This is a genomic window from Synechococcus sp. R5-15 (assembly GCF_047462035.1).
GTDB lineage: Bacteria > Cyanobacteriota > Cyanobacteriia > Thermostichales > Thermostichaceae > Thermostichus.
In genome coordinates this window covers 1-18,382 of record NZ_JANSIK010000018.1, presented here as the reverse complement: position 1 = coordinate 18,382, position 18,382 = coordinate 1, and the positions used below count along the sequence as shown (strand labels likewise).

The window sequence follows — 18,382 nt, the reverse complement described above, 5'->3', positions numbered from 1 at the left end:
ACAAACAGAATGCTATCGCTGCATAGTTGAACAGTGATGTTCAGCAGTGTTCAGCGTAAATGTATCAGGATGGCTATGCGCATTGCTCAGATTGCCCCTTTGCATGAGAGTGTGCCCCCCAAGCTCTACGGCGGCACTGAGCGGGTTGTGTCTTGGCTCACCGAAGAGCTGGTGCGGCGGGGGCATGAGGTGACGTTGTTTGCCAGCGGCGACTCCCAAACCCAGGCTCGCCTCATCCCCTTTCGGGAGCGGGCTTTGCGTTTGGATCCCACGGCCATCGACACAGTGGCTCCTCATGTTTTGATGGTCGAGAAAGCCTTTCAGATGGCCGACGAGTTTGACATTATCCACGGCCACATCGACTACTATCCCTATGCCCTGGCCCGTCGCCACCCGCAGGTTTCTTTTTTGGCCACCCTACACGGGCGACTGGACATTCCGGAGCTGCAGCCCCTCTACACCGAGTTTCAGGACATTCCGGTGGTCTCCATCTCCAACGCCCAGCGGCTGCCGCTGCCCCAGGCCCGCTGGGTGGGGACGGTCTACCACGGCTTGCCCCTGGATCTCCACCGTTTCTATCCAGAAAAGGGGGACTACCTGGCCTTTTTGGGCCGGGTCTCCCCGGAAAAAGGGCTGGACACGGCTATTGAAATTGCGGCGCGGGCAGGGATGCCGCTGAAGGCTGCTATCAAGATCGATGCGGTGGATCGCCAGTACTACGAGTTAGAAATTAAGCCTTTGGCCAGTCGCCACCCCAATGTGGAGATCATAGGGGAAATCACCGACCAAGAGAAAAGCGAGTTTTTGGGCAAGGCCTATGCGGTGCTGTTTCCCATCCGCTGGCCGGAGCCCTTTGGGCTGGTGATGATTGAAGCGATGGCCTGTGGCACGCCGGTAATTGCCACCCGTTTTGGCTCAGTACCCGAGGTAATGGCCGACAGGCGCTCCGGCTTTATTGTCGACTCGGTGGAGGAAGCAGTGGAGGCTGTGGAGAAGGTGGGATCCCTGAGCCGAGCCGGGGTGCGGCAGGTGTTTGAGGAGCGGTTCAGCGTGGAAAGAATGGTGTCGGACTACGAGGCTCTCTACCGCCAACTGGTGAACGAGCGGCAGGAGATGTCGCGAAGAAGGCAGCTTAATAAGGCTTAGATGGGCCAAGTAGCAGCTAGGGCTGCTGGGCTGCATCGGGGGGCCCCTGCTTCTTCGCCTTCTTTGAGTGGACCGATAGCAGTAAGCTGTTCGCGTAGGAGACCGGCTGGATAGGGATCGAGAAGACCGAGATGGCAGAAGACATCATCCAAATTCAAGATCAGTACTACATCCGGGCCAGCGCCTCTTGGGTGGAGGCACGCTCTCATGTTCTCAAGCATGACAACTGCTTTGCCATCTTTGACCGGCGAGGGAACATGCGCCCCCTCGGCATCCGGGATCATGGCCTCTTCCGGGACGACACCCGCTTTTTGTCCCGCTGGGTGTTGGACTTGCAGGGAAAGCAGTTCCTGCTGCTCAGCTCAGAGGTGCGGGAAGACAAAGATATTTTGGCGGTGGATCTGACCAACCCGGAGTTCACCACCTCAGAGGGGCAGTTTATCGGTCAAGATACCCTGCATGTTCTACGGACTACTTTTCTGTGGAACAACGTAGCCTACGAGCGCATTCGCATTCACAACTACGGCTCGGAGCCGTTTCGCGTGCCGATTACCCTGCGCTTTGAGGCGGACTTTGCCGATATTTTTGAGATCCGGGGCATCCGACGGGCCCAGCGGGGTCAAGTGCTGCCGGCCCAGGTGAACCCTGAGGGAGTGGTTCTCCGCTACCGCGGCTTGGATGGAGTGGAGCGGCAAACCCAGTTGCAATTTTTGCCGGCGCCGGAGCTAGTGTCGGAGAAGCTGGCGCAGTGGTGGGTGCCTTTGGCCCCGCAGGAGGAACGGGATTTGGAGCTGAGGGTGATCTGCAGCTACGGCGGGGAGGAGATTGCCCCTTTGACCTACCAGGAGGCTCTGCAGGCGGAGCGGGAGCAAAGGGCTTCCTTGCGGGCGCAAGCCCACCAGATCGACACCGGCAATGCTCAGTTTAACGATTGGCTCAACGCCTCACGGGATGATCTGCTGATGATGCTCACCCGCACTCCCTACGGGCTTTATCCCTATGCGGGGGTGCCTTGGTTTACCACGGTCTTCGGGCGCGACGCCCTGATCACCGCCCTGGCCACTCTCTGGTGGTTTCCAGACTTGGCGCGGGGGGTGCTGCTGTATCTGGCGGCCCACCAGGCCCAGGAGGTGGATCCCAGCCGCGATGCCGAGCCTGGCAAGATCCTGCATGAGCAGCGCTCCAGCGAGATGGCCAAGACGCGCGAGATCCCCTTTGGCAATTATTTCGGCAGCATTGACTCCACCCCTTTGTTTGTGGTGCTAGCAGGGCGCTACGTGCGCCGCAGCGGCGATCTAGAGCTGTTGCGGCAGCTCTGGCCAAACATCGAAGCAGCCCTGCACTGGATGGACACTTACGGGGATGCGGACGGGGACGGCTTTTTGGAGTATGCCGGCAAGGCGCGGCGGGGCCTGCGCAACCAGGGCTGGAAAGATTCTGAAGATGCCATCTTCTACCCGGACGGATCCCTGGCAGAACCCCCCTTGGCCCTGTGCGAGGTGCAGGGCTATGCCTACGAAGCTAAGCAGTTGGCAGCAGAGATGGCCGAGCTGCTGGGGCGGCAAGAGCAAGCAGCCCAGTTGCGACAACAAGCGGAAAAGCTGCAGCAGCAGTTTTGGGATCACTTCTGGTGCGAAGAGTTGGGGGGCTATGCCCTGGCTTTGGATGGCCAGAAGCAACCTTGCCGGGTGCGCAGCTCCAACATGGGCCACTGTCTGTTTTCGGGGATCGCCCATCCCGAGCACGCCGCCCGCATTGCCCGGCAACTGCTGGAGCCAGCTTTCTTCAGCGGCTGGGGGATCCGCACGGTGCCGGAGGGAGAGGGCCGCTACAACCCCATGTCCTACCACAATGGCTCCATCTGGCCCCACGACAACGCCTTGATTGCCGCAGGCTTATCTCGCTATGGCTTCAAGGGCGAAGCGGTGCGGGTTTTGACGGCGCTGTTCGATGCCAGCCAGTTTCTGGAGCTGAAGCGGCTGCCTGAGCTGTTTTGTGGCTTTCGGCGGCGACAGCGGGAGGGCCCCACCCTCTATCCAGTGGCCTGTCTGCCCCAATCTTGGGCGGCGGCCAGTGTGTTTTTGCTGTTGCAGGCTTGTCTGGGGCTGGAGATCGACGGGCTGGCCCAACGGGTGCATTTGACCAAGCCCACTCTGCCCCTGTGGCTGCCCCACGTCATCCTTGAGAATGTGCAGGTGGGCCAGGGATCCCTGGACATCGGTCTCTATCTGCAGTCAGGAGGGGTGGGGATCAACATTCTCAGGAGTGCGGGGGACGTGGAGTTGACGGTGAAATAGTTGCAAAATTCAGGACATCCGCAACCCAACCTACAACTAAGTTTCACCTGCCAAATGTGGCGATAGGGACACAACTCAACAGTTCAGACAGCCTCTCCCTATCTCACATCATCAGATGCATCATCAGACACGTCATCAGAAGTTCTACTCTTGAATGTAGAGCTGATCCAAATTCCACAATGGCCCCAGAATGGGTCGGGGATCCACCCCTTGAATGCGGTTGCGCAGGGCTGAGAGAACCAGGGGGTTGAAAGTGCCAATTTGGGGCAGCTGTTCCTGGATGATGATTTGAAACCGGTCGTAGAGGGCCTTGCGCTTTTCAAAGTCTAGCTCCCGCACCCCTTCGATAAAGATGCGGTCGATCTCCCGTTCCCAATCGCTCACCTCAACCCCTTCTGCCGGGTTGCCGGGCAAATCTCCCAGATTAAAGAGGTGCAAACGGCCGTCGCTGCGCCAGATGTTGGAGCCGTTGTTGGGCTCGGTGCCGCCGCCACCAAAGCCCAGCAGCAGGGTTTCCCAGTCGCGGCTATCGGTGCGCTGCACCAGGGTGTTGAAGGCGATGGGGGTAAAATCAACGGTGATGCCGATCCGCTCCAGATCAGCTTTGATCAACGCGCCAGTGGCCTCCCGCTGATTGTTGCCGGCGTTGGTGAGCAAGGTGAAACGGATACGGTTGCCCTCGGAATCCCGCAGGTGGCCCTCAGCATCGTAGGTGTATCCGGCATCGAGGAGCAGTTGCCGCGCTTTTTCAGGGTTGTAGTCGTAGGTGGGCAAGCCCTCTTCAGGGCTGAGGTAGAAGGGGCTGGCGGGGGAGAAGACCGAGTGCTGGATCTGGCCCAACCCTTGCAGGACGCTATCGACGTAAAACTGCCGGTTCATGGCGTGGGCCACCGCCCGGCGGAAGTTCAAATCGTTAAACCAGCGGCTTTTGACGGGATCCACAAAAGGCCGCCCGGTCTGGGGGTTACGGGCGCGGCTGAGGTTGAAGGCAAAGAAACTGTTGTTCAATGTCTGGCCGAGATTGTAGATGGTGAACTGATCCCGTTCTTCTTCCCGCTTCAAGAGCTGAAAATCTCTCCCCCGCACCGAAAACACGTCGGTCTCGCCGGAGCGAAACTGCAGCAGCGCGGTGTCCTCTGAGTCCACAATGCGCAGGATTACCCGTTCAATGCGCGGGATCCCTTCCCCCTTCCAGTAGTAGGGATTGGGCCGGTACACCAGCCGTTGGCCAGGGGTGTATTCCTGCATGACATAGGGGCCAGCCCCCACCAATTGCTGCACCGGCGTGTCGATACCCCAGGTTTGCAAGAAAAGGGGGTTGCCCCGGCTGTCCAACTGCTCGACAGTGGGCTCGAGGATGTGCTTGGGCAAAATAGGGGATCCGGCCTGCAGCAGAAAGGGAGCGAAGGGCTCCGGCAAAACGAACTCAATCCGCCGCTCGTCCAGCGCCCGCACCTGAGGCAATGCTCCGGCTTCTCCAATTCGCTTCACATCCCGCGCAGAAGTCGGGATCCGCTCGTTGAAGATGATGCGGTTAAAGGTAAAGTCCACATCTGCTGCTGTCAGAGGCTCTCCATCCGACCAGCGCAGCCCCTCCCGCAAGGTAAAGACATACCGCAAGCCGTCCTCAGACACTTCCCAGCCTTCCGCCAGCTCCGGTTTGGGCAAGAGGGTATCCTCATCCAAGGTGACCAAGCCCGCCTCTAGGTAGGCGATAGCGTCGCGGCTAGAGCTTTCGGCGGCCAAATAGGTGTTGAAGGTTTTGGGATCCGAAGTCACCGTGGCAACCAGATGGGGGGGGCGGGTGGGCGTGGCACAAGCGCTGAGCCAGAGCAGAAGGATCCCTAGTAGAGAGACAAAAAGGTTCCTCCTGAGTCGGTTTGCCGAGGTGTTGTTTTGGCCCGCCATTTCTTTTGCCAAGTCGTTGTTCCAAGCAAGTTTGGGACGGCTCGCCCGCATCCCGCGCCCTGTGGCCCAAGCGCTCCGCGCTGCTGAGGCCCTCACCCCCAGCCCTTCTCCTAGAGGAGTAGCCCCCCTCCCGGCCCCTTTCCCAGAGGGAAAATTGGGGATCCAGGTAATGGGTGGTTTGACTGCGACTTGGGCAGATTCTGCGTTTTTGAGGGAGCGATTGCTTGCCAGTTTGGCAGCTCAGGCAGTGGGGTGACCAGGTTCTTTTCAGACTCTGCTGGGAAGGTTAGCACTCCAGCAACAGGGCTACTGCGAAGGCAGCAATGGCCTCTCCCTGACCTATGGGGCCCAGTTTTTCGTTAGTAGTAGCCTTGACCCCCACTTGCTTGGGGGAGATCTGCATCGCCTCTGCCAGGCGGGCCTGCATGGCGGGGATGTGAGGTTTGAGCTTGGGCTGCTCCGCCACCACCACACTGTCCACATTGACAATTCGCCAGCCTTCTTGGCTCACCAGTTGCACCACTTGCTGTAGTAAAAGGATGCTGTCTGCCCCTTTCCAGCGTTCTTCTTCCGGGGGAAAGTAAAAGCCAATATCCCGCAGGGCTGCTGCCCCCAGGAGAGCATCCATGATGGCGTGGGTGAGGACATCGGCGTCGCTATGGCCCAATAGCCCCTTTTCGTAAGGGATCCGGATCCCGCCCAGGATCAGGGGGCGCCCCTCGACGAGGCGGTGGATGTCGTAGCCCTGGCCAATGCGCACTTTTCCGGCTCCCTTGGGAAAACCATCGAGACCCTTGTCGACCATCGCCCCCTCCGAGGAGCTAGGGGGATGGGAGTCGAGTAACCGACAAGCAGCTTTTGAGAACGCCTCTTTCTATTCTGCCGGCTCCAGAGGGGAATAGCAGATGGGACAAGACGAACCACTGTAGCAGTCGAAGCAGATGAGGTGAGACTTCCCGTAGGGATTGGCGCAGCGCTTGGCCCACTGATAATCGCTGTAGCTAAGATCTTTTCCGCAAACGTCACATCTGGCCATCCCGCTTTCTTCTCCTCAAGCTTCCGAATTAAAACACCACACTAGAGAGATGATCCTAATCGATCCCTGAGCCCCAGCTTGAGAGAAACTATCCCCCAGCCCTGTCCAGAAGGGGATCCTGCCGCCCACAGGGGATCCCGTCTTCGAGAGGCGTCCAGCCCGGCTGCCAAAGATCCCGGTTCTTCAGGGTGGCTGCGTTGACCCAGAGGCGCACCTGGGGATCGCAGACGGCTCTGAGCTCGGCAAACACCAGCCCTCCTTCCCCTTGTTGGCGAGCGGTGACCTGAAAATGTCGCCAACCCAGAACAGGCTGAACGGAAGTCCATTTGGAGCCGAGGAGATGCGGGAAAGGCTGTTTCCGACGGGGTTTGTTGCGAGCCACGGGACGGAGGGTGCGAGCGGGTAAGGGATGAAAGGGACCCAGCTTTCCGGCCATTCCTGAGGACGGCAGCGGGGATCGAGGGGAGCGGCAAAGCCAGCCGAGATCCTGAGTTTCCCTCAGATCCGCCTGTGATCGGTATGTGTGATCGGTATGATCGAGGGGATCCCTTTTCACTCCAGCCTATCCAACCATGGAGCAGCACCGGCAACGGCTTCAGTTCTCTTTCTGGCAGGCAGTCTTGAAGGGGGGCCTTCTGTTTCTGATCCTGGCTGGCCTAATCTTGGGAACAGGCCTGCCCTTGGGAGCGGCAACCGGCCCCACTTTGTCCGGCAAACTTACGGGGCCAGAGTGGCGACAAGCAGACCCGGAGGCCAAGCAGGACTTTTGTCGCAAAGCCTTTCAAGCGTTTCGCGCCTCTCCTTCCCAAAGCTATATCATCAGCTCCAATGTGCAGGCTTTGACCCCAGAAGGTTTGTGTCGGCGCTTGGATCAGTTTTATCAGTATGCCGTCAACGATGAGATCCCCATCAACCAGGCGGCCAATATTGCCCCATTGCTGTTTTCAGACTTACCCCTGGAGCAGCCTTGATCCCTGTGGAGCGCTTGGTCTGCTGGGGACAAAGGCGGCGGGCGAGGATCTGGGCCCAGCTCTCAACAGTTTGGCCGGATCCAGACAGGCGTAGCCAGAGGTTCCGGGGGTGCAGGGAAAGGGAGCTGCTGCAGTTGGGGTTGGTGGGGGCGGATCCCCATTGCTTGGCGCATCAAGGCAGGCTTGAGCAGCGGCAAAACCTCCAGTCCCCACAGGCCCAGGCGACGCAAGACCAGCAACGGCCAGCTTCGGTTGGAAAAGAGGCGATTGGCAGCATCGGTTGCAAAAAGAACCAGCGCGTTTTCTGGGCGGCGACAGCGCTCGTAGGCTTTTAACAAAGCCGGATCGCCGGGATCCCGGCCCGCCATTTTGGCTTCGATCAACAGGGCAGCCAAAGCCGCCACATCCCGCATGCCCAGATTCGCTCCCTGCCCCCCCAGCGGATGGGTGGTATGGGCAGCATCCCCCACCAAAGCCAGCCGGGATCCGATATAGGTTTGGGCATGGGCCCGCTGTGGCTCATAACAGGCTCTGGGAGAGGCGGCCAGCAACGCTCCCAACTGGGATCCAAACCAAGGCCGGATGGCCTGCAGAAACTCAGCCTCAGATAAGCCCATCAGCCAATCTCGATCCGCTTGGCGAACTGTCCAGACGACACAACTGCGATGGGGATCGGGGGTGGGCAAAATGGCGAAGGGGCCGCTGGCCTGAAAGCGCTCGTAGGCCACCTGCCGGTGAGGATGCTCATGGGTGAGGGTGGAAACGATGCACACCTGCCCATAGCCCCAGCGGGATAACGGGATCCCAGCCTGTTCCCGCAGCCGCGAACGGGCCCCATCTGCAATCACCAGCAAAGCAGCCCGCAGGGTTTGCCGGGATCCCTCCTGGGCCAGCTCTACCCGAATGTGATCTGCTGCAGGGGAGAAACTTTGCACCTGGGCGGGGCTGAAAAGGGTTACCGAAGGGCACTCGCGAATGCGCTGCAACAGAGCTTTTTGGGTAATTTGATTTTCCACGACGTAGCCCAGCGCCGGCGCTTGGAGCGTTTCGCGGCACAACTGAGCCATCCAGGGGCTTTCCCCATCAGAGACCTGAATGCGGTGAATGGGAGAAACTCCCCAGGCTTCCATGAGGGGCCACACCCCAATTCGCTGCAGAATGCGGGCTGTCCCCAGAGCCAAAGCGCTGGCTCGGCCATCCGCCCCCACCCCCTGCGAGAGATCCCGCCCCTCGATCAGCCCGACGCGGATCCCGGCCTGGCCCAAAGCGGTTGCTAAGGTGGATCCCACCATCCCAGCTCCGGCAATCACCACTTCAAAATCCAGTCGCCTCGGCGGGACGGTGTCCTCGGCTGTTGTCGGGGCAACGGCGAGCGGGGCAGTGGAAGTGGGCAAAGGGCTCATGGACACTCACGGCAAGTAGGCTTAACTTCCATTCTAGGGTTCCTGCACCCGGCAGGCCGCTAAGGACAAGCGGCAAGTGGGGTCAAAGCGCCACGAGGGATCCCTTTTGATCTCAGCCCCTTTGTTTGCTGCTGCAGGGTGGAATCCCTGTGGGTAGCTCTCTGCTGATTGTTGCCCAGGGGGAGCGGGCCGGAAGGTGCGCACCAGGGTCACGTTGTCGGACGAAGGGGTGGGTGCTGGGACTCCATAGACGGCAGGGGGTCAGGGAAAAGTAGCTCTGAGCCATAGCCGATAATAGGACTGTCCTCTTGCTATCCCGCTTTCTATGCCCAGCTCCATCATTTCCCCGGAAAACCTGCTGGATCTTTGTGAACAGGGTGTACACAAGGCATTGGCTGCTGGAGCCGACCAGGCAGAAGTGTTTGCCAACTCAGGCCGGGAAACGGAAGTCACTTTTGAGAAAAATGACCTCAACCTGGCCCGCAGCAGCAGCGAGACCCTGTTCGGCATCCGGGTTTTCTGCGACGGCAGGCTGGGCTTTGCCACCTCCAACCGCCCGGAAGAGCTGGCCGAGACGGCGGCTGAGGCTGTAGCCATGGCCAAGGCTTCGCCGGCGGATCCCCTCAACGGGCTGCCGGAGCCCCAACCTTTGCCCCAGGTGCCCTTTGCCCTCGACCCAGGCCTGCTGGAACTGGATGCCGCCGAGCTGACCCAGTTGGGATCCCAATTGCTGGAGTGGGTGCGCTCCAAAGACCCTCGCATCACCATCGACAGCGGCTCCCTCAGCGTGGAGGAAGAGACCCTGGCCATCGCCTCTTCCACCGGCATCCGCGCCAACCATCACAGCGTGGAAGCGGGGGGATCCCTGTTTGGCATGGCCATCGACGGGGACGAGGTGGGCAGCTTTGCCTACGACGGCGACAGTGTGCAGAAGCGGGCCGATCTGGTGCCGGCGCTGGAGCGGGCTTTTGATCGCTTTGTCCAGAAATGCGTGGGCGCGCTGGGGGCTGGCGAGGGGGAGAGCTTCCGCGGCCCCATTGTCCTGCCGCCAGATGTGGTGGAGGAGTTTCTAGGGGATCTCCTCTTTGTGCTGGGGGCGGATGCGGTGCGCAAAGGCAAAAGCCCCTTGGCGCAAAAAATGGGATCCCGGATCGCCAGCCCGTTGCTCACCGTGGTTTCTGAAGGCCTGGGCCTGCCCGGCTACCCCATTGAGCCCTTCGACCGCGAAGGGATCCCTCGCCAAATCACCCCCTTGGTTCACGAAGGGATCCTCTGCAACTTCATGTACAACAGCTACGAAGCTCGCGCTGCTGGCGTTTCCTCCAACGGCCATGCCACAGGGGGGGCGGGCAGCCTGCCGGGGGTGGGGCCGGCTTGCCTGAGGGTGGCGCCGGGGACAACCCCCCTGTCCGAGCTCTACGCGATGGATCGGGGAGTTATCGTCACCCGCCTCTCCGGCAGCAGCAACCCCATTACCGGTGACTTTTCTGGGGTGGTGAAAGGGGGCTTCTTGGTCAAAGGCGGCGAGAAACGCCCCATCCTGGAGACCACCATTGCCGGCAATCTCTACGATTGTTTGCGCAATATCTCCGCCATTTCCCAGGAAGTAACGGTTTTCAACGGCACGGCTGCCTTTCCCGCCCTGCGCATTGAAGATGTATCCATCACTGCGGGCTAAGTAAAGCTAGGGGTGTCGAGATCCCGGCAACAGCGATTAACCTCATTCCCAAAAGCTGCGGAGTTGTTCCCATGGGCCAGGAGATCACCTGCCTCCGTTTTGGTACTGCAGACTTTGCTCAGTTTGCAGCTCGGCTCCAGCAAGAGACGAAGTTGCTCGAGCGCTGGTTGGCCGGTGCGCCGGGGCTGGATCCGGCTTGTCAGCCCTTTGCCCAGGGATCCCCGGTGGGCGGGTTTGAGCTGGAGGCATGGCTGGTGACCCCTCAGGGGGATCCGGCCCCGATCAACTCAGCCTACCTGGAAGCGGTGAACGATCCGCTGGTGGTGCCGGAACTGGCCCAGTTCAACGTGGAGATCAACAGCCGGCCCCAAGTTTTGGTCGGCTCGGCTCTGCGGCAGTTTCAGCAAGAGCTGGGCCAAACGTGGGATCGCTGTTGCCGGGTGGCCGAACACTTGCAGGCGGGGTTGATGATGATCGGCATTTTGCCTACGGTGCAGCAACGGCAATTGACCCTGAAGATGATCTCGCCCCGCAAGCGTTACCTGGCCCTCAACGAGCAGATCCTGAACTTGCACCGGCGTGAGCAATCCCAAGCGATCCCTTCCCTGGGGCTAGATATCGAAGGACCGGCTGGGCGGTTGCGGGTTACCCACCCGGACATCATGCTGGAGGCGGCGACCACCTCCTTTCAAATCCATCTGCAGGTATCCCCCCAACAGGCGGCCCGTTACTTCAACGCTTCCCTGCTCGTGTCAGCCCCCTTGGTGGCGCTGGCGGCCAATTCCCCCTACCTGTTCGGGCACGATCTGTGGGCAGAAACCCGCATCCCTTTGTTCGAGCAGGCCCTAGATGGGCCACCCCCGCCCTCCCCCACCCACTACCCCCGCGTCACCTTCGGGCAAGGCTATGTACAGGGATCCCTGATGGAGCTGTTTTGGGAAAATGTGCATCGCTACCCGGTGGTGCTGCCGCAAACGTTGGCCGCCTCTCCCTGGGAGCTGGCCCATCTGCGCCTCCACAACGGCACCATCTGGCGCTGGAACCGACCCCTCATCGGCTTGGATCCGGTTCCCCATCTGCGCATCGAACAGCGGGTGGCGGCGGCAGGCCCAACCCTACCCGATATGATCGCCAATGCGGCCTTCTACTTTGGTCTGGTGCAAGCCTTGGGATCCCAGCCCGTCCCCCCCGAGCAGGAGCTGAGCTTTGCCCAGTGCCGCGCCAATTTCTACACGGCGGCCCGCTGGGGTCTGGAGGCCCCCATCACTTGGCTCAAGGGTTGGCAGGGATCCCTGCGCCAATTGCTGCTGGAAGAGCTGATCCCCCAAGCAGAGGCGGGTTTGGTTCAACTGGATCTGGCCCCCTCCGATATTCAGGAGTATCTGGGCATTCTCCGCGCCCGCGTCGAGTCGGGGCAGAATGGGGCCACCTGGCAGCGCCGCTATGTCGCCCGGCATGGTAAAGATATGCAACAATTAACCTGTGCCTACTGGGAACGGCAGCGGCAAGGCCAACCGGTACACACCTGGGATCTCAGCTAGGGCTCTCTCCACAGCCGGTTGTACCAGCGGTGGGCCACCGCGGCGGCAGGGCGGACCCTTGCTCAAATTTCGAGCGGGCAGATTCTTGCTCAGAGGGTCTTTCGCGACCCGAGCTACCGCAGCGAAACGGTTCATTTGGACTCCCGCTCCCTCCCACCCTAGGGCCGGAAGCCAGAAGTTTGAATCGAGCCTCTTAGCCCAAACAGCATGCTCACCGTCCTCGATCATCTACCGGATCAACTGCTGGATCTAGAGGCCCATCAGCTTTACGACCGATTGGGTGGGCCAACCCTCATCCATCTGCCGGGACGACGGGATCCCGCCCTGTTTGTGTCCGTCCTGCTGCACGGCAACGAAACCACCGGCTGGCAGGCGGTGCGACAGCTTCTCCGCCGCTACAGTCCTCTGCACCGCTGCCGCGAACGGGAATTGCCCCGCTCCCTTTCCCTCTTCATCGGCAATGTTCAGGCAGCCCGTCAAGGACAACGGCGGCTGGACGGCCAACCCGACTACAACCGCATTTGGGGCTCCGGCTCCACCCCCGAACATGCCATGGCCCAGGCCGTCCTGCAGCAAATGCAGCAGCGGGGCGTTTTTGCCAGCGTCGATATCCACAACAACACGGGCACCAACCCCCACTACGCCTGTGTCAATCACCTGGATGCCCCTACCCTGCACCTGGCCACCTTGTTTGGGCGCACCGTCCTCTATTTCACCAAGCCAGAAGGGGTGCAGAGCATGGCCTTCGGGCGCTTCTGCCCGGCGGTGACCCTGGAATGCGGCAAGCCGGATCAGCCCCACGGCACCCAGCATGCCTACGAATTTCTGGAAGCCTGCCTGCACCTGTCGGCGATCCCGCAGCGCCCTGTCCTCAGCCAAGATATCGACCTCTTCCACAGCGTCGCCATTGTCAAAGTCCCGGATCAGGTGAGCTTCAGCTTTGGGGAAGAGAATGGCGACCAAGAGGGATCCCCCTCCCACATCCGCTTCCCGCCGGATTTGGATCTCCTCAATTTTCGGGAGCTTCCCCCCCACACCCCCATTGGCTGGACGAACAACGGCTTCCACCTGGAGGTGCAAGACGAGCAGGGCCAAAATGTGGCGGATCGCTTTTTCTATGCCTGCAATGGAGAAATTCGCACCAGCGTGCCCATCATGCCGGGCATGCTCACCCTCAACAGCCGCATCATCCGCCAAGACTGCCTCTGCTACCTGATGGAGCGCTACCCCCTGGCCGGCTGAGCCGGGCTGCCAATTTCCCCGAGGGGATCCCCAAACCAGAACAGGTGGTGCTCCCCACCCCTGCAATAACAGACTCCCCGCTGGCCGCTGTACCCGTCCGCCGAGGGATGGTGGGTACGCTAACGTGGGACAGAGCGACCCCGCAAGCCCTATCCTGAAAACTGCCAACGGCACGCTGAGCCCACGGGATCCCTATGTTGCGCCTGCTGCGGATCGAGAACTTTGCCCTGATCGAGCAATTGGAGATCCCTTTTCGAGCGGGGCTGAACGTGCTCACCGGAGAAACCGGGGCCGGCAAATCCATCATCCTCGATGCGCTGGATGCAGCTCTAGGAGGTACAGCTCGGGCTCTGCGAACTGGCAGCGAACGAGGTCTGGTGGAAGCGATCTTCAGTCCTAATCCTGAACTGCAAGCCTGGCTAGAACAAGAGCACATCGACCCCCTAGAGGAGGGCCTGGTTTGTAGTCGCGAGCTGGTGTTGCGCAACGGCAAGCTCACCAGCCGCCTGCGGGTGAATGGGGTGCTGGTGAACAAAGCCCAGATGCTCAACCTGCGGGCCAAATTGGTAGAGATCACTGCCCAGGGGCAAACCGTTCAAATCCAATCTCCCCAAACCCAGCGCCGTTGGCTGGACGACTTTGGCGGCGAAGAGTTGTTGCGAACACGGGCGGAGGTGGCTGCCCTTTACCAAACCTGGAACCAACTGAAAACAGAGGTGGAATCCCGCCGGCAAAACCAACAACTGCGCCTGCAACGGCTAGACCTGCTGGAGTTTCAAGCGCAAGAGCTGGCCGCCCTGCGCCTGGAGGATCCCGACGAAATGGCCAAGCTGGAGCGGGAACGGGAGCGCCTGGCCCACCGCGTGGAACTGCAACAGCAAAGCTACGAAGCTCACCAATTGCTCTATCAAAACGACAGCGGCTCACCGGCCATCGCCGATCTGTTGGGCCAGGTAGAGCGGCTGCTCCAGACCATGACCCAGCGGGATCCCGACCTAGCCCCTCTGGCGGAAATGGTCAGCAGCGCTCTCATTCAGGTGGAGGAGGTGGGGCGGGAGCTGGTTCGCTACGGCGAGACGCTGGAGGCGGATCCCGGTCGGTTGAACAAAATTGAACGGCGCTTGGCGCAACTCAGACAAGCCTGCCGCAAATACGGCCCGACCTTGGCCGAGGTGATGGCCCATGCGGAGCGGGTGCAGGCGGAGTTGGCCCAACTGCGAGGAGACAACACCGACCTAGAGGAATTGCAGGTGCGGCTGGACAAAGCTGCCCAAGACCTGGAGCGCCATTGCCAGGTGCTCTCTCAACTGCGGCAACAAGCGGCCTGTCAACTGGAAAAGGCCCTCATAGAAGAGCTCAGGCCGCTGGGGATGAGCGCAGTGCAATTCCGGGTGCAGATCCAACCCGGCCCCCCGACAGCAGAGGGGGTGGATCAGGTGAGCTTTTGGATCAGCCCCAACCCGGGTGAGCCTCTTCAACCTTTGGCCAGCATTGCCTCGGGCGGCGAGATGAGCCGTTTTCTGCTGGCTTTGAAAGCCGTATTCAGCCGCATCGATCCGGTGGCCACCATGGTTTTCGACGAGATCGATACCGGCGTGTCGGGCAAAGTGGCGCAAGCCATCGCCACCAAGCTGCACAGCATTGCCCGAGATCACCAGATCCTCTGCGTCACCCACCAACCCCTGATCGCTGCCTTGGCGGATCACCACCTGCGGGTTCACAAGGTGGTGCACCAAAAACGAACTTCTGTGCGGGTGGAGCTTTTGGGAGAACGGGAACGCCGCGAAGAACTGGCCCAACTCACTGCCGGTCACTCTGCCCAAGAAGCGATGACGTTTGTGGAGGCTCTTCTCAACCAAGCAGCTCAACTGCGCAAGCAGCAAATGGCCAGTCCCGCTTGACTCTCCTCTCCTTTTGTTTTGAGTGAGGGGAGGGGGGTGAGGGCCTCACCCGCCCAAGAACAGCTCCAGCACCTCAGGATTGCTCAGCAGGTTGGGGCCAGTATCCTCAAAGCGGTTTTCTCCCGTGGACAAGACATAGCCCCAGTCCGCCATCTTCAGGGCCTGCTTGGCATTTTGCTCCACCATGAGGATGCTGATGCCGAGACGGTTGATCTCTTGCAGGAGGGCGAAGGTCTGTTCTATGTACAGCGGTGACAGGCCGGCGGTCGGCTCATCCAGCAACAGCAACTGCGGCTCCACCATCAACGCTCGCCCCATGGCCAGCATCTGCCGTTGTCCACCCGATAGGGATCCCGCCGCTTGGCGTCGTTTCTCTTTCAGGGGCGGAAACAGCTCATAAACCCGCTCCAATTGGGCGGCAGGGTTGTCGCGTCGGATGAAGGCCCCCATCTCCAGGTTCTCTTGCACGGTGAGGGAAGGGAAGACATTGTTGGTCTGGGGCACAAAGCCGATTCCCCGTCGCACCAGTTGCTCAGCGGGCAGGTGGGTGATGTCGGATCCCTGAAACAGCACTCGGCCTGAGCGGATGGTGGCCAAGCCAAATAAGGATTTCAGCACCGTCGATTTGCCGGCTCCATTGGGGCCGATGATCACCACAATTTGCCCGGGGTTCACCTTCAGGTGGATCCCCTTGAGGATGTCCACCCCCCGGTAGCCGCTGTAGAGATCCTGGATGTCCAGCAAAGGGGTCATGAGAGGGATCCCTCCGAAGGCAGAGGGGAGGGTTGGGGTGGGTTTAGGGAGTCGGCCAGTGCCACAGATCCCAAATAGGCCTCCCGCACGGCTGGGTTTTGTTTGATCTCCTCCATGGATCCCTGGGTGAGAACCTTGCCGGCAGCCATGACCACCACATGGTCGCAGAGACGGGTCACCAGATCCAGGTCATGCTCGATGATGCAAAAGGTGCAGCCCCGCTCGCGGTTGAGATACTCGATAAAGCGCATCAAATCCGCCAGCAGGGTGCGGTTGACGCCAGCCCCCGGCTCGTCCAGCAGGATCACCCGTGCATCGGTCATCAAGGTACGTCCCAGTTCCAAGAGTTTTTTTTGCCCCCCGGAAAGGGTGACGGCCAGTTGATCCCGCAGATGGATCAGGTTCAGCCGTTCCAGAACCTCTTCCGCCCGAGCTTGCAGGTTGCGTTCTTGTCGTTGCACCCGCCGCCAACCGAACCAAGTGGCGAACAGGTTTTCCCCTATCTGGTTGGGGGGAACCACCATCAAGTTCTCCAAGACGGTCATGCGGCCAAACTCCCGCGGGATCTGAAAGGTGCGCACCAGCCCTCGACGGAACAGATGGTGAGGGGGCAGGCCGGTGATGTCTTCCCCATCTAGCCAGATGCGCCCGCTGCTGGGCCGAATAAACCCGGCGATGATGTTAAAGAGCGTGGTCTTCCCTGCCCCATTCGGGCCGATCAAGCCCGTAATCCGACCGGTTTCGATGCGGAAGGAACAGTGATCCACCGCGCTAATGCCGCCAAACCGCTTGGAGATGTCGTCGATAACAATCACGCCGCTGCCTTGGGAAAACCCCGCCGACCGATGAGTTCAGTATTTCTCAAAATATAATGAGCCCAATGGCTGAGTTTGCCCATTATCCTTCCTGGATTCCTACAGGGGCAACTGCCTTTGGAGGCCGCAGCCAGCCCTACAGCAGCCAAGGAACGGGCGAGATCCTGAGTCTGGCCCGCCTGTTTCCCGGAGCCATCTTTTCTTGAGGGAGTGGGGAACGCTTTGAGGTGAGCCAACGTCTGACTACTACGACTCAACACTTGACTTTACTTGACCTTTGGGATCTGAGTTCTACTTTCCCTTCCCTCACAGGAGGTTGTCGGCTATGTCTCGCATGAATAAACTCACCCGACGGGCCTTTGCAGCGGCGGCTGCCCTGACGGCGGCTGCTCTTGCCACCACTCTGCTGCCCAGCACGGCACAGCAGGCCACTCAGGGGCCGGTCAAAATCGGGGCCTTGATGTCTCTTACCGGGGATCTGCAGGCCTTCGGGGAAAACTGCCTCAAAGGGATCAAGCTGGCGATTGACCAAATCAACGCCGCCGGTGGCATTTTGGGATCCCCTGCCCAAGTGGTCGAAGCGGATGACCAGACGTCGGCTCAGCCGGCTATCGACGCAGCTCAACGGTTGGTCACCGTGGAGAAGGTGGCCGGCATCATCGGCGCCTTGGGCAGTGGCATCACCATTCCGGTGGCCACGACGGTCACGGTTCCCAATCGGATCCCGCAAATTTCCCCCGCTTCCACCGCTCCTACCATTACCACTCTGGAGGACAACGATTTTCTGTTTCGCACAGTTCCTTCCGATGCCTATCAAGGGGTAGCCCTGGCCCAGATCACCCGTGAAGAGAAGCTGGAGCGCCTGGCCATCATCTACATCAATAACGACTATGGCCAGGGCCTGGCCGACAGCTTTAAGACGGCTTTTGAAAAGCGGGGCGGCACCATCACCAAGTCGGTTCCCTACGAGCCCGGCAAGGCTTCCTATCGCAGTGAGCTGACCCAACTGAAGGAAGGGGATCCCCAGGCATTGGTGCTGATTGGCTACCCCGAAAACGGTGTGGTCATTTTGCGGCAAGCTTTGGAAGAGGGGCTGTTTGACCGCTTTGTCTTCACCGATGGCATGCGCTCTCCCGACGTGGCAGCCCAGGTGGGAGCCGAAAAGCTAGAGGGATCCATCGGCGTTTCGCCTCAGGCCCTCACCGATAGCAAGGCTTACCAAATCTTTGCCGAAGCCTACAAAGCCGCCTACGGGGAGCTGCCCCCCACCCCCTACATCGACACCGCCTACGATGCCGCTTTTGTCCTGGCTCTGGCCATTCAGAAAGCCGGCAGCACCGATGGCACTGCTGTTCGGGATGCTTTGCGGGAAGTGGCCAATCCCCCCGGCACCGAGATCCTGCCCGGAGAGTGGGCCAAGGCTGTGGAGCTGATCGGCAAAGGGGAAGACATCTTCTACACCGGCGCCTCTGGATCCATCAACTTCGATGAGAATGGGGAGGTGGCCGGCACCTTTGCCCACTGGACTTTCCAAGGGGGGAAGGTGGTGGATCTGAAGGTGTTTGAGCCGGAGAGCTAATTTTCCCCTACGGCTCCTGAGTGGGGGTCGGTTTCTCCTTCCGAGCATGCCTCTAACCCCCAAAACCCTGAACTTTGCTGAATTTACTGAGCTTTAGGCGGTTTGGCAAAAG

The 18,382-nt window shown here is 60.3% G+C and carries 14 protein-coding genes; 8 read left to right on the top strand and 6 right to left on the bottom strand.

The window, feature by feature from the left end; all coding sequences use genetic code 11:
• The first annotated feature begins 75 nt into the window (after positions 1–75).
• A complete protein-coding gene (locus NW839_RS02140) occupies positions 76–1,146 on the top strand; it encodes a glycosyltransferase family 4 protein (protein ID WP_414350481.1) in 1,071 nt (356 codons plus the stop codon).
• Positions 1,147–1,277: 131 nt separating this feature from the next.
• Positions 1,278–3,443: a glycogen debranching N-terminal domain-containing protein gene (locus NW839_RS02135; protein ID WP_414350480.1), complete on the top strand. Its 2,166-nt coding sequence runs from the start codon at positions 1,278–1,280 to the stop codon at positions 3,441–3,443.
• 144 nt (positions 3,444–3,587) lie between these two features.
• Here the strand turns inward: NW839_RS02135 and NW839_RS02130 are convergent, their stop codons facing one another.
• From NW839_RS02130 to NW839_RS02120, 3 genes are all read right to left on the bottom strand, one after another.
• A complete protein-coding gene (locus NW839_RS02130) occupies positions 3,588–5,447 on the bottom strand; it encodes an ABC transporter substrate-binding protein (RefSeq protein ID WP_414380453.1) in 1,860 nt (619 codons plus the stop codon).
• Positions 5,448–5,637: 190 nt separating this feature from the next.
• Positions 5,638–6,111, bottom strand: a complete 474-nt coding sequence (gene ispF / locus NW839_RS02125) for a 2-C-methyl-D-erythritol 2,4-cyclodiphosphate synthase (protein WP_414350483.1) — start codon at positions 6,109–6,111, stop codon at positions 5,638–5,640.
• A gap of 364 nt (positions 6,112–6,475) precedes the next feature.
• Positions 6,476–6,769, bottom strand: a complete 294-nt coding sequence (locus NW839_RS02120) for a TIGR02450 family Trp-rich protein (RefSeq protein WP_414329949.1) — start codon at positions 6,767–6,769, stop codon at positions 6,476–6,478.
• Positions 6,770–7,007: 238 nt separating this feature from the next.
• Between NW839_RS02120 and NW839_RS02115 the strand changes: the two genes are divergently transcribed.
• Complete coding sequence (locus tag NW839_RS02115; RefSeq protein WP_414329946.1) at positions 7,008–7,358, top strand: hypothetical protein; 351 nt, start codon at positions 7,008–7,010, stop codon at positions 7,356–7,358.
• A 62-nt stretch (positions 7,359–7,420) separates the two neighbouring features.
• Here NW839_RS02115 and NW839_RS02110 read toward each other — a convergent pair whose 3' ends face one another.
• Positions 7,421–8,761, bottom strand: coding sequence for a UbiH/UbiF/VisC/COQ6 family ubiquinone biosynthesis hydroxylase (locus NW839_RS02110; protein ID WP_414350475.1), 1,341 nt, complete (start codon positions 8,759–8,761; stop codon positions 7,421–7,423).
• Positions 8,762–9,086: 325 nt separating this feature from the next.
• Between NW839_RS02110 and NW839_RS02105 the strand changes: the two genes are divergently transcribed.
• From NW839_RS02105 to recN, 4 genes are all read left to right on the top strand, one after another.
• On the top strand, positions 9,087–10,439 hold the full coding sequence (locus NW839_RS02105) for a TldD/PmbA family protein (protein WP_414350474.1): 1,353 nt from the start codon (positions 9,087–9,089) through the stop codon (positions 10,437–10,439).
• A 152-nt stretch (positions 10,440–10,591) separates the two neighbouring features.
• Entirely contained in the window at positions 10,592–11,980 is a 1,389-nt protein-coding gene (locus NW839_RS02100) for a glutamate-cysteine ligase family protein (RefSeq protein ID WP_414350472.1), read from the top strand.
• A gap of 207 nt (positions 11,981–12,187) precedes the next feature.
• Complete coding sequence (locus tag NW839_RS02095) at positions 12,188–13,222, top strand: M14 family metallopeptidase (RefSeq protein ID WP_414350470.1); 1,035 nt, start codon at positions 12,188–12,190, stop codon at positions 13,220–13,222.
• A 194-nt stretch (positions 13,223–13,416) separates the two neighbouring features.
• Positions 13,417–15,123 carry a DNA repair protein RecN gene (recN, locus tag NW839_RS02090; protein WP_414350468.1) on the top strand — a complete coding sequence of 569 codons (1,707 nt, stop codon included), beginning with the start codon at positions 13,417–13,419 and terminating at the stop codon, positions 15,121–15,123.
• Between the two features lie 45 nt (positions 15,124–15,168).
• Here the strand turns inward: recN and NW839_RS02085 are convergent, their stop codons facing one another.
• Both NW839_RS02085 and NW839_RS02080 read right to left on the bottom strand, forming a co-directional pair.
• On the bottom strand, positions 15,169–15,876 hold the full coding sequence (locus tag NW839_RS02085) for an ABC transporter ATP-binding protein (protein WP_414350466.1): 708 nt from the start codon (positions 15,874–15,876) through the stop codon (positions 15,169–15,171).
• On the bottom strand, positions 15,873–16,691 hold the full coding sequence (locus tag NW839_RS02080; protein WP_414329274.1) for an ABC transporter ATP-binding protein: 819 nt from the start codon (positions 16,689–16,691) through the stop codon (positions 15,873–15,875). Before NW839_RS02080 ends, NW839_RS02085 begins: the two co-directional genes overlap by 4 nt.
• A 325-nt stretch (positions 16,692–17,016) precedes the next feature.
• Here NW839_RS02080 and NW839_RS02075 point away from each other — a divergent pair, with 325 nt between their 5' ends.
• Entirely contained in the window at positions 17,017–18,270 is a 1,254-nt protein-coding gene (locus NW839_RS02075; RefSeq protein WP_414342885.1) for an ABC transporter substrate-binding protein, read from the top strand.
• Positions 18,271–18,382: the final 112 nt, after the last annotated feature.